The sequence below is a fragment of the Brevibacterium linens ATCC 9172 genome (assembly GCF_900169165.1).
Classification (GTDB): Bacteria; Actinomycetota; Actinomycetes; order Actinomycetales; family Brevibacteriaceae; genus Brevibacterium; species Brevibacterium linens.
On record NZ_FXYY01000010.1, the window covers coordinates 35883 to 49440 of the forward strand.

Below are 13558 nucleotides of genomic sequence, written 5' to 3' on the forward strand. Positions count from 1 at the left end.
CTGGAGGACCTTGGGTGGCTAAGGGACAACACACAGCCAAGAACATCGGCAGGAATACGAAGAATCTGCTCAACTACCCCAGAGCGGGTGTGAGCGGATGGACTCGCTTCCTGCCGAGCATTCGCATACTCGTCGTCGGCGGGCTCAGCCTCGTCATCGCCCTGTGCGTGGCATTCGCCGTCGGGTATGCCGCAACGGACATCCCCGAGCCCAACCTCGAGGCCACCGGTCAGACCTCGACGATCTACTACAGCGACGGCAAGACGCCGATCGGCCAGTACAAGGTCGAGGACCGCAAGTCCGTGGACATCGACGAGATCTCCGAACCGATGCAGAAGGCCGCGATCGCCGCCGAGGACACCTCGTTCTACGAGAACCGCGGCATCTCGATCAAGGGTCTCTCCCGCGCCGTCGTCGGTGTGGTCACGAACCAGTACGCGGGTGGCGGTTCGACGATCACCCAGCAGTACGTGAAGAACTTCTATCTCACGAACGAGCACTCGCTTGATCGCAAGATCAAGGAGATGTTCATCTCGCTCAAGATCGACCAGCAGCAGTCGAAGGACGAGATCCTCGCGAACTACCTCAACACGATCTATCTCGGCCGTCGTTCCTACGGTGTCGAAGTGGCAGCGCAGAACTACTTCGACAAGCCGGCCTCGGAACTCAACGTCAGCGAATCCGCTCTGCTGGCCGCGATGATCCAGCGTCCCGGTGCCGCCGATCCCTCGGAGAACCCCGAGGCTTACGAGGACCGCTTCGACTACGTGGTCAAGTCGATGGTCGACGAGGGCTTCATCACCGAGGAGCAGGCCGCCAAGGTCGAGATGCCGAAGGTGCAGAAGCAGAACAAGGAGTCTTCGCTGTCGGGCCAGAAGGGCTACATGTGGGACTTCGTCCGCCGTGAGGCGCTGTCGAAGCTCGACATCGATGAGGCTCAGCTCGACCGCGGTGGCTACAACATCGTCACCACCTTCGACAAAGACCGGATGAAGGCGGCCGAGCAGGCCATCAAGACCCTCCCGCAGGATCAGCCCGAAGGCATGCAGGCCGGGCTTGTCTCGATCGATCCGGACAACGGCGGAATCGAAGCCTTCTACGGGGGCAAGAACTACCTGGACCAGGCGTTCAATGCCTCGACGCAGAGCCACGTCCAGCCCGGATCGACCTTCAAGCCCTTCGCACTCGTCGCCGGGCTGGAGAACGGAGTGCGGCTGACCGATACATATCCGGGATCGAGTCCCACGACTCTGGACAACAACGGTTCGCCATGGAACGTGCATAACTTCGCCAACACCAGTTACGGGCCGGTCAACCTGCTCAAGGCCACACAGTCGTCGATCAACACGGCCTATGCCGCGCTCGATCTGCAGGTCGGCAATGACAAGGTCATCGACGTGGCGACGCGAGCAGGTGTGAGTCAGAACTGCACGGACGAGCAGAAGAATTCCGGGAACACTGGTCAGTGTTCATTGGGACTTGATGAGGCTCACCCCTCTATCGTGCTCGGAACGGCCAGTGTCAAACCTTTGGACATGGCCAACGCCTACGCGACCTTCGCCTCCAACGGTGTGCATCACGAATCTCATTCGATCAAGAAGATCACTCAGGGTTCAGATGACGAGGAGGTGTACAAAGCCGAGAACAAGGGCAAGCGCGTCTTCGACAAGGCAGTTGCCGCAGAGACCTCATACGCTCTGCAGCAGGTCGTCAACGGCGGTTCAGGCAGCTATGCGCAGAACCTCGGTCGTCCTGCGGCGGGAAAGACGGGAACCACTGACAACAACAAGGCGGCCTGGTTCTCCGGCTACACGCCGAACCTCGCGACCTCGGTAGTCCTCTACCGTGAGGTCGATGGCAAATCTGTTGCCATCGGGCCCTACGGCGGCCGCGGCGAAGTCACGGGTGGTTCGTTCCCCGTGCAGGTCTGGACGAACTACATGCAGAGTGCTCTTCAGGGCGAGGAGGTCGAGCAGTTCCCGGCCCGCGGTGAGCTGCCTGACAAGCCCAAGCCGACGAACACGAACGAGCCGGTCGCTCCGAAGCCCGAACCGAAGGCACCGTCGGGCAGCAACGACGGCAGCGATGGTGAGGACGAGTCTCCGAAGACCAAGGCTCCGATCGAGGAGCCGACCAAGGAACCGGACGACGAAGCCGACAAGGGCAAGGAAGAGGACGCCGAGGCCGACACCGACGGCACCGAGTCTGAAGCCGACGCTGATGACAGCGGCTCCGGAGACGACGAAACTCCCGGTGTTTCGGGAAGCTCGAACCCCGATGATGACAACAGCACTGACAACGACAATGAAGACTCGAAAGACGAGGACACTCCTAACGTCCCCGTCAAGCCAACGAAGTCGCCTGGTGACAACGGCTAGTAATCTCGAGTCATGCCCTCGAAGTCCAGCACCCGGATCGCCAAGCCTCTGCTCGGCGGTCCGGTCGGCATTCACCTCGGTGCCGCCGGCCGCCGGTTCGCCAGTGCGCAGGCCACAGCGCTGGCTGCGGTCCTGGGCATCACCACCTTCCTCGCCCTGGCGCTGCAGGGCCCGTGTCTGAGCTCGGGATACGAACAGCCGTCCGCCTCGGCGAGGATGTGCGCAGGACCCCTGTCCACGGCGTTCCTCGGTGACACCAACCCCGAGGTGCTCGGCCGGGCACACGGCGGAGCGGCGGCCTTGGCCCCGCTGGAAGCTCGCCTGGTCGACCTGTTCCACCTGTTCACCGACGACGTCTCCGTGTTCATGGTCGGCGTGCTCCTGCTCAATACCGCAGGCATCGCGGCACTCGGCGCCGGACTCCTCGTTCTCGCCCGCTTCCGCGGGTGGCTGGTCGCGGTCTTCGCTTCCCCGCTCATCCTCTTCACGCTCGGCTCGACTCTCGACCCGCTCGCCCTGGCCCTGGCGGTGTGGGCTGTGGTCCTCTTCGTCGGAACGCCTCCGCTGCGCCCGCGCGGGTGGTTGGCCGGTGTGCTGCTGGGCATCCCGACGTTCATCAATCCGCTCGCCCTCCTCGTCCTCCTGGCGCTGACCCTGGCCGGACCGAATCCGGCCCGGGGACTCAAATCCCGCAATCCGCGGATGATGCTCGCCGCGGCCACGATCACCTCGGCGCTGCTGCTCGTTGTCGACCTGACCGCGATCGACCGGATCATCCATTGGTACTCCGATGCCGTCGACGGCGGATCCTTCGCCTCGATCCTGGTCATGGCCGAACTCGGCGACGGCTCCGTCTGGGCACCGCTGTGGATCATCGTCAGCGCCGGAGTGGTCCTCGCCGTCACCGTCTCCCTCTACATGGTCCGCCGCACCGGCCTCGACCCGGCAGTGGCCGCCTGCCTGCTCATCGGCGGCTGCCTGCTGCTGGCACCGGGCCTCATGCCTTGGGACAGTCTGTGGCTGCTGCCCTTCATCGCCCTGTCGGTCCGCCGCTGGTGGGTGCTCATCGTCTGGACCCTGGCCGAGGCGGTCTTCGCCATCGCCATCCAACTCGGTGATGTGTCCGGGTTCGAAGCCGACGAGGGGCTCGACTCCACTTTCGTCGCCCTGTTCACCCTGCTGCGGCTGCTGGCCCTCGTCCTCGTCGTGATCATGGCCGGTGAGAACCTCTACCGCCGTGGTATCCGCGGTGTCACGGTCACTGCAGCGCCGCCCCGGCGAGGCGACGACGGCGCAGTCGACGACGGCGCTGTCGACGATTGGGGACAGCTCCCTCGGCGAGGGGACGAACCCGGGAACTCGGCCACGGATGGTTCCAATGTGGGGTACCCGGATGATCAGGCCGTGGGACGTAAGGAAGAGCACGGATTCGGACATGACAGCCAGCGCACCGGTCGATTAGACTAGTGAGGTCTGTTCCCATTTCGTGACCATCACGTATTCGGGACGGACATGCATATACCCTCCTGCCATGGACCGACCATGGCCGCAAAGACCAGAGGAGGTGGGTGACCTATGCGCAAGTACGAGCTCATGCTCATTCTTGATAACGACCTCGAAGAGCGGACGCTGGCTGACACCGTGAACAACCTGATCAAGGTTGTCCCGGCTGAGAACGGCACCGTCGACAACGTGGATATCTGGGGACGTCGTCGCTTCGCGTACGAGATCCAGAAGAAGTCCGAAGGCTACTACGTCGTGGTTGATTTCCACGCCGAGCCTGCAACGACCAAGGAACTCGATCGTCAGCTCGGACTCAACGAGTCCGTTCTGCGCACGAAGATCCTCCGCCCGGACGCCAAGTAAGGCATCTTAAGCTACCTCGCTTCTAGGAGATTCAATGGCAGGCGAAACAGTCATCACGGTCGTCGGGAACCTCACCAGCGATCCCGAACTGCGCTTCACACCTAACGGTGCGGCAGTCGCTAACTTCACCGTGGCCTCGACGCCGCGTATCTTCGACCGTCAGGCCAACGAGTTCAAGGACGGGGAGACCCTGTTCCTGCGCTGCTCGGTATGGCGTGAAATGGGAGAGAACGTCGCCGAATCTCTGCAGCGCGGTACGCGGGTCATCGTTCAGGGCCGACTGAAGTCCCGGTCCTTCGAAACCAAGGAAGGCGAGAAGCGCACGGTCATGGAGCTGGACGTCGACGAAGTCGGCCCCAGCCTGCGACGCGCCACCGCTCAGGTGACGAAGAACAACCCCAGCGGCGGAGGAAATTTCGGCGGTGGCGGCGGCTTCGGTGGAGGAGGCCAGGGCGGAGGCGGCCAGCAGGGCGGCTTCGGCAACCAGCAGTCCTCCGGTTGGGGCAACAACCCTCAGCAGGGTGGACAGCGCCAGGGCGGTTACAGCCAGGGCGGCAACAACGCACCCGCCAATGACCCGTGGGCATCATCGAACCCGCAGAGCGGGAACGGCGGCTGGGGCAACCCCGGCGCCGATGAACCACCGTTCTGATCCACGTCGTCAAGACATTTCGAGACAATCGTCAACAGGAGATACTCATGGCAAAGCCAGAGATCCGGAAGCCTATCAAGAAGAAGGCTAATCCGCTCAAGAAGGGCGAAGCGGCGAACATCCACTACAAGGACACCGCTACGCTCCGTAAGTTCATTTCCGACCGCGGCAAGATCCGTGCACGTCGCGTCACCGGTGTGACCGTGCAGGAACAGCGCGTCATCGCAAAGGCCGTCAAGAACGCCCGCGAGATGGCACTTCTGCCCTACTCGAGCTCAGCTCGCTGATCGGAGGGAAAGAATAATGCCTAACCGCAAAGTGATTCTGAACCAGGAAGTCGACGGACTCGGTGCCGCCGGCGATGTCGTCGAGGTTCGTGCCGGATACGCACGCAACCTGCTTCTGCCTCGTGGCTGGGCTTCGGCCTGGTCCGCCGGCGCTGAGAAGCACATCGAGTCTCTGCGCAAGGCCCGTCAGGCCAAGCAGATCGCTGATCACGATGAAGCCATCAAGGTCAAGGGCGAACTCGAGTCGACCACGGCTCGCATCGACATGAAGGCCGGTAAGAACGGTCGCCTCTTCGGCGCCGTCACCCCCGCCCTCGTGGCCGAGGCCCTGCAGACCGCGACCGGACGCGACTTCGATCGCCGTCAGGTCGCCCTGACCGGTCACGTCAAGACCCCCGGCAGCTACAACGCTGTTGTGCGCGTCGGCGACGAGATCACCGCGAAGATCAAGTTCGAGGTCATCGGCAAGGCCTGATCCACGCCTTGTCCGGATGATTCGGACGTGCTGAGCGGACCCTGAGGGACCGCAACAGCACACCACCGCCGAGGCGGTACCTGAGACAGGTGCCGCCTCGAGGCGTCTGTCAGGACCTGAGATTCGCGAGGTCGGTCGCGAGGAGCGGATGAGAGAACCGCTCATCGACGTCGAACCGTTCGGCTCGGTGTGATCCGACCTCGGTGAAGAATCGGTTCGTGTCGATATACTGATCGGTGGCGCCGAAGTCGGCGCACGGCGGAATCGAGTCACGGAGGTATGTGGGTGAGATCGTCGCTTCCGCTGTATGCGAAGGTCCGCAACGACCTTCGCTCGCGAATCCAGTCCGGTGAGTTCACGGATGGTGAGCCTCTGCCGCCCGAACCGGAGCTGCAGACGGAATACGAGGTCTCCCGCATCACCCTGCGACGGGCAGTCGAAGAGCTGGCTCAGTCGGGATTCGTGACCAAGGTGCCCGGGCGTGGGACCTTCGTCACTCGCACGGCGTACGACGCAACGCTGATGACCCTGGGCAGTTTCGGATCCGATGCCGGCAAGTTCAAGGATGCCCCGCGTCGCAGAGTGTTGGAGAAGTTCTCCGAGGACGCCACAGCTGAGGTGGCCGAACAGCTGCGGATCGGTCCCGGAGGCCCCATCATCGGTCTGCGCAGGCTTCTCCTCGATGGGGATACGGCCATCGCCTATGACACGACACGGTATCCGCTGGACCTGCTTCCAGGATTTCTCGACCACATCGACGATGATGTCTCCACCTTCGGCGTACTGCAGGAGGTCTATGGCCACGGTCCGATCACGTCGACCGGAACCATCAGCGCTCGGAGCGCGGCGACGGAGGAGGCACGGATCCTCAAGGTGTCGCCCGGTGACCCGCTGATCGTGATCGACAAGGTCATCCTCGCCGAGGCCGGAACGCCGATCGCGCTGTCGACTCTGTTGGTCGATCCCTCCCTCGTCCACATCTCCTTCAGCACGGACTGACTTCCGAATCGAGCCTCCCATCGGGAGATTCCCATGAGCACTTTCAAGCTCCTTCACGTCCATCCGCGGCGCCCACCGCCATGCCGACGTCGCGCAGAACCTGAGAACCGCGAGCCCAGAAACCTCATTAGGTCACGAAACGGTCACAAACATCATAGAGACGTATGCAGACGTCATAGAGAGGTGGTAGTTTTAAACGCATCACGGATGTCAACAACGAATGAGGATCACATGACGGCCGACGTCAACAGGAACAGTGTCGATACGATCGAAGCTCAGCTCGCCAGCGCCATCGAGGCTGTGAAGGCCAAGGACCGTTTCGCCAACGTCTATCTCGTGGCATGTGGGGGATCCTTTGCGAACATGCTTCCGATCGAACACCTGTTGGAGACCGAGACCGGTCGGGTGGCCGTCCACGCACTCAACGCGCGGGAGTTCACCACCCGGATGCCGAAGGCGCTCGGCGAACACAGCCTGGTGATCTCCTGCTCCCATTCGGGCGATACTCCGGAGACGGTGAGGGCCACATCGGTTGCGCGAGAAGCGGGGGCGACGACGATCGCCCTGACGAACCTCGGCGGGTCCCCACTCGACGAGGCGGCCGAATTCGCCATCTACTATCAGCACGGGGAGGGCAGGCTGTACGCGTATTCGGCCTCCCCGCTGCTCTACCGACTGTCCTGGGCGATCATCGATGAGCTGGAAGGAACAGAATGGTCTGCCCGTGCCTCCGCGGCAGCCGCCGAACTCGACGGGATCGTCGCGCAGCTCCAGAAGGAACACGGCGGACCGGCAGATGTCTGGGCCAAGGCCCATCGTCGAGAAGCGCTCATCTACACCCTCGGCTCAGGGCCGAACTACGGCCAGTCCTATGCTTTCGCCATCTGCTTCCTGCAGGAGATGCTGTGGGTGCACTCCCAGGCCATCCATTCGGCCGAATACTTCCATGGACCGTTCGAGATCACCGAAGACGACGTGCCCTTCATCGAACTTCTGGGTCTGGGGCCCAGCCGTGAGATCGATCAGCGGGCACACGACTTCGTGACTCGGACCTCCGAGCACGTGCTCACCCTCGACGCCGAGGAGTGGGATCTGTCGCGAATCGACGCAGCACTCCGACCCTCCTACACGCAATTGGTCTTCGGGCCGCTGCTGAGGGTGTATGCCGACGCCCTGTCCGACCACCGGGGGCACCCGATGACGGTGCGCCGCTATATGTGGAGGACCGAATACTGAACCCTTGAGGGGCCGGGCAGAGGTTCGGCGCCGGACACATCAGGCGAACCACGGCGAGTCCGCCGTCATCGCCGGGAAGAGGAGCAGCCAATCATGCCGGGACTACTGGGAATAGGCAATGTGGTCGTCGACGTCTACCGAGATGACCTGCTGGCGTATCCGGGTGGAAATGCGCTCAATGTGGCCGTCTACCACCGGCTGCTGCACTCTTCGCCGGCGGGATTCATCGGACTGCTGGGTACCGATCGCTACAGCGATCACATCACCGATGTCTCTTCGGCACTGGGCGTGGACGTCTCTCGGTCACGCCGAGTCGTCGGAGAGACCGGACGGACCCTGGTCGATATTTCCGCGGACGGAGATCGCGTGTTCGCGGCGACGAACCGGGGAGGCGTCCAGGCCGAGGTGAGTCTTCGCCTCAACGAGGATGATCTCGAACTCGTCGATGACTACGACTTCGTCCACACCTCGGTCTACGCAGGACTGGATCCTCAGATTCCGGCCCTGGCGGCGCGGACGCGAGTGGCCTACGACTTCTCTGCGCCCGGCACCCGTGACGTCGACCTGTCCATCCTCGAACACATCGAATGCGCATTCTTCTCCGCCAGTGACATGTCGGAGCCCCAGCGCGAGGAGTTCGTCCGGACGTGCTTCGACTTCGGTGCGACGACAGTCATCCTCACTGCCGGGGTCGAAGGGGCCTACGGCTATACCAGGGAGGAGGCGCATCATCAGCCGAGCGATGAAGCGGAACTGGTCGACGCCCTCGGTGCCGGTGACGGATTCATCTCCGGATTCCTCCATTCCTGGCAGCGCGAATCGGACCTTCGGACGGCACTGCGTTCGGGCGCTCGGTCGGGCGCCGAGGCGTGCGGCTTCCGCGGTGCCTTCGGCCATCCACTGCCGGCGACCCGAGACGAGATGGCCGCACTCCTGCGCAACCCCGTCTGAAACCTCAGCACGACGTTGACCGACGACTTTAATGGAGAACCAGGTGATCAACATGAACAGACGAGTCCCGGCGATCGGTGCCGCAGCCACAGCGCTGGCGATCGTCCTCACTGCGTGCACGCCTCCCGGCGGTGGCGGCGACAGCGCTTCCGAGCAGAGCATGCTCAACATCGGGTGGAATGAGCCGCTGAGAAGCATGAACAACTCCACGGCCAATGGAGCCGCCGTGGCCAACTCGATCATCATCTACATGATGAATGACAATTTCGGATACTACGACGACGAACTCGCCGTCCAGGACGGACACCTCGGAACGGTCGAGAAGATCTCCGATGATCCGCTCAAGGTCAAGTACACGTTCAGTGAGGATGCCGACTGGTCGGATGGGACTCCGGTCGATGCCGCCGATCTCGTCCTGCAGTGGGCGGCGAAATCCACCCACTTCAACACGGTCGATGAGAACGCGAACGAAGAGGGCGAGGTCGCCGAGAACGACGAGTCCACCGTCTATTTCGACGCAGCGCGCCCGGGGGCCGCTCTCATCGAAGACTTTCCGGAGATCTCCGACGACGGGAAGGAAGTGACCTTCACCTATTCGAAGCAGTACGCCGATTGGCGATTGGAACTCGGCTTCGGAACCGAAGGCGTCGGCGTGCCCGCCCATATCACCGCGAAGAAGGCCCTGGGGATCGAGGATCCCCAAGAGGCGAAGCAGGCTCTCCTGGCGGCGTTGAAGTCAGAGGACACGGCCGCACTGTCGAAGATCTCCAACGTCTACAACACCGGCTTCGACTTCACCTCGATGCCCGAGGACGAGGATCTGCTCGTCCACAACGGGCCCTATGCGATGACCGACTACACCGAGGGGCAGTTCCTCACCCTGGAGAAGGATGAGAACTACACCGGTCCGACCGAGGTGGGAGTCGATCGGGTGACCGTCCGCTATATCGCCGACGCGATGGGGGCGGTGCAGGGAGTCGAGAACGGCGAAGTCGATGTCATACAGCCGCAGGCCACAACGGACGTGCGCAAGGCGGCTGAGGCACTCGACGGTGTCACGGTCGACATGGGAGACGGTGCCTCCGACGAACACATTGACCTGAGCTATGGCAACAATGGTGCCTTCGACCCGGCCTCCTACGGCGGTGACGAGGACACAGCACTCAAGGTGCGACAGGCCTTCCTCAAAACGGTGCCGCGACAGCAGATCGTCGACACGATCATCAAGCCGCAGCAGGAGTCCGCCGTGGTCCGCAACTCCTACACCCAGGTGCCGGGCTCCCCGATGTACGAGGGCGTCGCCGCAGCCAACGGCAGTGATGAGTACTCCGGTGCTGATATCGAGTCCGCCAAGAAGCTGCTCGATGAGGCCGGCGTCTCCTCACCGAAGGTGCGGATCCTCTACGATGAAGTCAACCAGCGCCGCGAGCAGGAGTTCACGCTGATCAAGGAACAGGCGGAGAAGGCCGGATTCGAGATCATCGACGAGGCGGATGCCAACTGGGGAACACGGATGGGCGACGGCAGCTACGATACTGCCATCTTCGCCTGGCAGCCGACGACCAAGGGCGTCACCGACCCCGATCAGAACTATCGCACGGGTCAACAGAACAACTACGGGCACTACAGCAGTCCGCGGATCGACTCTCTGCTCGACAGTCTCCAGGCCGAACTCGATCCGGCGAAACAGGAGGAGATCCTGGGCCAGGTCGAGCGACAGCTGCTCGACGACGGTTTCGGGCTTCCGCTGTTCCAGCATCCGGAGATGACGATCTACTCCGATCGGGTGAGCGGGGTGGAGAACACAGCGGTCTCGCCGACGATGTTCTGGAACTATTGGGACTGGACGGTTCAGTAGCCTCAAGGCGAAGTGAGGATCACCGCTTGGACGCGGCCTCTTAACCGCTGCTCGGGTAGGTCACGCGCGCATCCTCATCGACCACCGCCCCCGCACTGAGCCTCGCTTCATCAATGTGGCCCGGGCCGAGCACATGGGCAACCTCGAGCCCGCGGGCGAGCAGATGGTCGGCGATGATCCGGCGATGGCAGCGCCACCAGACCGCCTCGGAGCACATGAGCACGCAGCGCGCGGACTCGCCCCAGCCGATGAGTGTCTCGACATCGGTGTGGAAGCCGGGTGAGAGGCAGTGATCGGCATAGTTATGGAAGCTGCGGTTCTGCCACCACCCGTTGACCTCGAAGGGCACGGTGCGGCTGACCGGTCGACGTCCCGTCAGGTTCTCGAGGCGACGCAGGTCGATACCTGCTTCAAAGAGTTCAGTGGCCAGGGCATCCGCGTTGAACTGGGGGTTCCTGTTCGACCCTGGCAGTTTGCGGACGTCGACGACGACCTCGGCTCCGGCCTCGTCGAGCAGCTCGGTGAACTCGTTCAGTGAACGGTTGGAATGCCCGATGGTGAGGAACTGCGCGGCCTTGGGCTCGACCGTCACTTCTTGCCCGCTTCCGAGTTCCATCCCACGTGATCACCGACGTTGAATTCGGATCCCATGCTGCCTCCTCGACTTCGATGGCTGTGTTCCCATCCAAACACGAAGGTCGACCGAAGGGAACCAGGTACCTCGGGGTCCTCGCTTCCGACCGACGGGCCGGTGTGCAACAGTGGAAGGGTGGCCCGCCGATCACCGGCATGAGCGAACGGAGAGTCCATGAACAGGCTGTTCATCAGCGCTGGCAACCGATTGGTCGCCTCGATCGTCCTCGGTCTCGTCGTCGGCGTCGTCATCGCGCTGGTCGAAGCCGCCGCATTCGCGACACTCGTCGGGATCACCGTTGTCACCACGACCTTCGTCATCCCGGGCACGGCAGTGCTGTGGCCCATGGACGCCGAGGCGACTCAAGCGAATGCGAAGCGGGAGGACTTCCGGCCCATCATCGACGAGGTCGTCGTCACCGTCGCCCAGCTGCTGGGCATCGGCGGCATCGTCGGTCTGCTCATCATGGGAGGATCCGATGCCGGACCCCTGCCGGCGGCGATCGCCCTCCTCGGTGTGTTCATGTCCTGGGCCGGCCTGCAGCTGCTCTACTCCGCCCGGTACGCCTTCTTATACTTCGACGGTGACGAGCCGGCGGGCATCGACTTCAACACGGATGTCCCGCCGAGATATCAGGACTTCCTCTACTTCGGGTTCTCCGTGGGCATGTCCCTCGGAGTGCCCGATACGAGTGTGTCGACCACCGAGATCCGGGCCGTGGTGCTGCGCCACAGCCTCCTGTCCTACATCTTCAACGCCGTCATCCTCGCCACGGCGATCAACCTCGTCGTGGGAGTGTTCATCGACTGAGTCCGCGGGAGGCGTCGGGGAGCTCAGTCGGTGCTGAGATCGGCGATGAGGGCGTCGATGAAGGATTCGCAGGCGGCGATCTGCTCGAGTTCGATGAACTCATCGGGAGCGTGCGCCTGGGCGATGTCTCCGGGCCCGCAGACGACGGTCGGGATGCCCGCGTTCGAGAACAGCCCCGCCTCGGTGCCGTAGGTGACCTTGTCATCGGTGGCGATGCCGCCCCAGTTCGCGGCGAGGTCGACGATGTCGGCATCGGCGGGGGTCTCGCAGCCGGGGGCACCGGCTTCGATGGTGAAGTCGACGCCGGCGGTGTCGTTCTCGGCCGCCATCTGGCGACCCAGGCGCTCGGCTTCGGCGCGGAAACGGGTGATGAGCTCTTCCCGATCGACCGAGCCCAGGGATCTGAACTCGAACTGCACGCTCGCCTCGGCGGGGATCGTATTGACGGCGATGCCGCCGCTGAACGTGTTCGCCGTGATCGAGGTGAACGGCACGACATAGGCCTCGTCGAAGGGTCCCTCGGTGCGGAATTCGGCGGCGACCGCGTGGACGAAGGCGACGAACTCGGAGGCGTAGGCGATGGCGTTGACGCCTTCGGGAGTGAGCGAGGAGTGAGCGGCCACACCGTGGAAGTCGACGCGGAAGACGTTCATCGACTTGTGACCGCGGATGACGCGCATGCTCGTGGGTTCGCCGACGACGCAGCCGCGAGGTGCCAGCTGCGCCTCGGTGATCGCTTCGACGAGGGACACCGCACCGACGCATCCGATCTCTTCGTCATAGGAGAAGGCGAGGTGGATTGGTTCGCGCAGCTTCGCGGCCGCCAGGGTCTCGAGGCGGGAGAGGATGACGCCGACGAAGGACTTCATGTCCGCACTGCCGCGCGCATAGAGCTTCCCGTCGCGGATCTCAGGGGTGAAGGGATCGCTCGACCAGTCCTGGCCGTCGACGGGGACGACATCGGTGTGACCGGAGAGGACGACTCCGCCGGTCTTCGTGCCGTCGCCCGCCGGGATGGTGGCGAGCAGGTTGGCCTTCGTGCCCTCGGGATTCGGGATCCGCAGGAAGGTGATGCCGGCGGCTTCGAGGCGGGCTTCGACGTGCTCGATGAGCGGGAGGTTCGAGTCCCGGCTCGTCGTGTCGAACGTGATGAGATCGGTGATCTCGGAGATGGTGGCCTCGGCGGGCTGAGCTGGCACGACTGCTCCTGACGGTCGGATGCTGATGGCGTCGATCCGGTCGTCTCGCTGAGTCTGTGGCGCAGAGCCCGTGCGGCCCCCGGCGCAGGACAGCGGTGACCAGACCCCTCTCACTCTACGGGTCGGGCTTCGCCACCGCGCCACCGGCCCAGTGCCTGGACGCGGAGCACCCCGGCCCGGTGCCTGGACGCGGAGCATGCTGGACCGCCAGCG

The 13558-nt window shown here is 63.4% G+C and carries 13 protein-coding genes; 11 read left to right on the top strand and 2 right to left on the bottom strand.

Features of this window, described 5'->3' with window-relative positions:
- Positions 1–14: 14 nt before the first annotated feature.
- The 10 genes from BLIN9172_RS09480 to BLIN9172_RS09525 all read left to right on the top strand — a co-directional run bounded on the left by BLIN9172_RS09480 (position 15) and on the right by BLIN9172_RS09525 (position 10702).
- Positions 15–2378, top strand: coding sequence for a transglycosylase domain-containing protein (locus BLIN9172_RS09480; RefSeq protein ID WP_240812032.1), 2364 nt, complete (start codon positions 15–17; stop codon positions 2376–2378).
- Positions 2379–2390: 12 nt separating this feature from the next.
- Positions 2391–3845: a glycosyltransferase family protein gene (locus BLIN9172_RS09485; protein ID WP_180956962.1), complete on the top strand. Its 1455-nt coding sequence runs from the start codon at positions 2391–2393 to the stop codon at positions 3843–3845.
- A gap of 108 nt (positions 3846–3953) precedes the next feature.
- Positions 3954–4244, top strand: a complete 291-nt coding sequence (gene rpsF, locus BLIN9172_RS09490; RefSeq protein ID WP_025779601.1) for a 30S ribosomal protein S6 — start codon at positions 3954–3956, stop codon at positions 4242–4244.
- A 34-nt stretch (positions 4245–4278) separates the two neighbouring features.
- On the top strand, positions 4279–4896 hold the full coding sequence (locus BLIN9172_RS09495; protein ID WP_101554852.1) for a single-stranded DNA-binding protein: 618 nt from the start codon (positions 4279–4281) through the stop codon (positions 4894–4896).
- Between the two features lie 47 nt (positions 4897–4943).
- Complete coding sequence (gene rpsR / locus BLIN9172_RS09500; RefSeq protein WP_025779604.1) at positions 4944–5183, top strand: 30S ribosomal protein S18; 240 nt, start codon at positions 4944–4946, stop codon at positions 5181–5183.
- Between the two features lie 16 nt (positions 5184–5199).
- Positions 5200–5658 (top strand): 50S ribosomal protein L9, encoded by a 459-nt coding sequence (gene rplI, locus BLIN9172_RS09505; RefSeq protein ID WP_025779605.1) that lies wholly within the window; start codon positions 5200–5202, stop codon positions 5656–5658.
- 285 nt (positions 5659–5943) lie between these two features.
- Complete coding sequence (locus tag BLIN9172_RS09510; protein WP_170286883.1) at positions 5944–6657, top strand: GntR family transcriptional regulator; 714 nt, start codon at positions 5944–5946, stop codon at positions 6655–6657.
- 231 nt (positions 6658–6888) lie between these two features.
- The gene (locus BLIN9172_RS09515; RefSeq protein ID WP_170286884.1) at positions 6889–7893 is read left to right on the top strand and encodes an SIS domain-containing protein; all 1005 of its coding nucleotides are present in this window, start codon (positions 6889–6891) and stop codon (positions 7891–7893) included.
- Positions 7894–7986: 93 nt separating this feature from the next.
- Complete coding sequence (locus tag BLIN9172_RS09520) at positions 7987–8844, top strand: PfkB family carbohydrate kinase (protein ID WP_101554855.1); 858 nt, start codon at positions 7987–7989, stop codon at positions 8842–8844.
- Positions 8845–8896: 52 nt separating this feature from the next.
- Positions 8897–10702 carry an ABC transporter family substrate-binding protein gene (locus tag BLIN9172_RS09525; protein WP_101554935.1) on the top strand — a complete coding sequence of 602 codons (1806 nt, stop codon included), beginning with the start codon at positions 8897–8899 and terminating at the stop codon, positions 10700–10702.
- Positions 10703–10742: 40 nt separating this feature from the next.
- Here the strand turns inward: BLIN9172_RS09525 and BLIN9172_RS09530 are convergent, their stop codons facing one another.
- On the bottom strand, positions 10743–11294 hold the full coding sequence (locus tag BLIN9172_RS09530) for a DUF488 domain-containing protein (protein WP_240812034.1): 552 nt from the start codon (positions 11292–11294) through the stop codon (positions 10743–10745).
- A gap of 216 nt (positions 11295–11510) precedes the next feature.
- Between BLIN9172_RS09530 and BLIN9172_RS09535 the strand changes: the two genes are divergently transcribed.
- Positions 11511–12146: a DUF1345 domain-containing protein gene (locus tag BLIN9172_RS09535; protein WP_101554857.1), complete on the top strand. Its 636-nt coding sequence runs from the start codon at positions 11511–11513 to the stop codon at positions 12144–12146.
- Positions 12147–12169: 23 nt separating this feature from the next.
- Here the strand turns inward: BLIN9172_RS09535 and argE are convergent, their stop codons facing one another.
- Entirely contained in the window at positions 12170–13345 is a 1176-nt protein-coding gene (gene argE, locus BLIN9172_RS09540) for an acetylornithine deacetylase (protein WP_240812035.1), read from the bottom strand.
- Positions 13346–13558 lie beyond the last annotated feature (213 nt).

Bases quoted from the DNA above. Each gene is read 5' to 3' on its own strand.
- BLIN9172_RS09495 (WP_101554852.1), top strand. From the start codon at position 4,279: ATGGCAGGCGAAACAGTCATCACGGTCGTCGGGAACCTCACCAGCGAT.
- BLIN9172_RS09535 (WP_101554857.1), top strand. From the start codon at position 11,511: ATGAACAGGCTGTTCATCAGCGCTGGCAACCGATTGGTCGCCTCGATC.
- BLIN9172_RS09485 (WP_180956962.1), top strand. From the start codon at position 2,391: ATGCCCTCGAAGTCCAGCACCCGGATCGCCAAGCCTCTGCTCGGCGGT.
- BLIN9172_RS09525 (WP_101554935.1), top strand. From the start codon at position 8,897: ATGAACAGACGAGTCCCGGCGATCGGTGCCGCAGCCACAGCGCTGGCG.
- rplI (WP_025779605.1), top strand. From the start codon at position 5,200: ATGCCTAACCGCAAAGTGATTCTGAACCAGGAAGTCGACGGACTCGGT.
- BLIN9172_RS09515 (WP_170286884.1), top strand. From the start codon at position 6,889: ATGACGGCCGACGTCAACAGGAACAGTGTCGATACGATCGAAGCTCAG.
- rpsF (WP_025779601.1), top strand. From the start codon at position 3,954: ATGCGCAAGTACGAGCTCATGCTCATTCTTGATAACGACCTCGAAGAG.
- rpsR (WP_025779604.1), top strand. From the start codon at position 4,944: ATGGCAAAGCCAGAGATCCGGAAGCCTATCAAGAAGAAGGCTAATCCG.
- BLIN9172_RS09520 (WP_101554855.1), top strand. From the start codon at position 7,987: ATGCCGGGACTACTGGGAATAGGCAATGTGGTCGTCGACGTCTACCGA.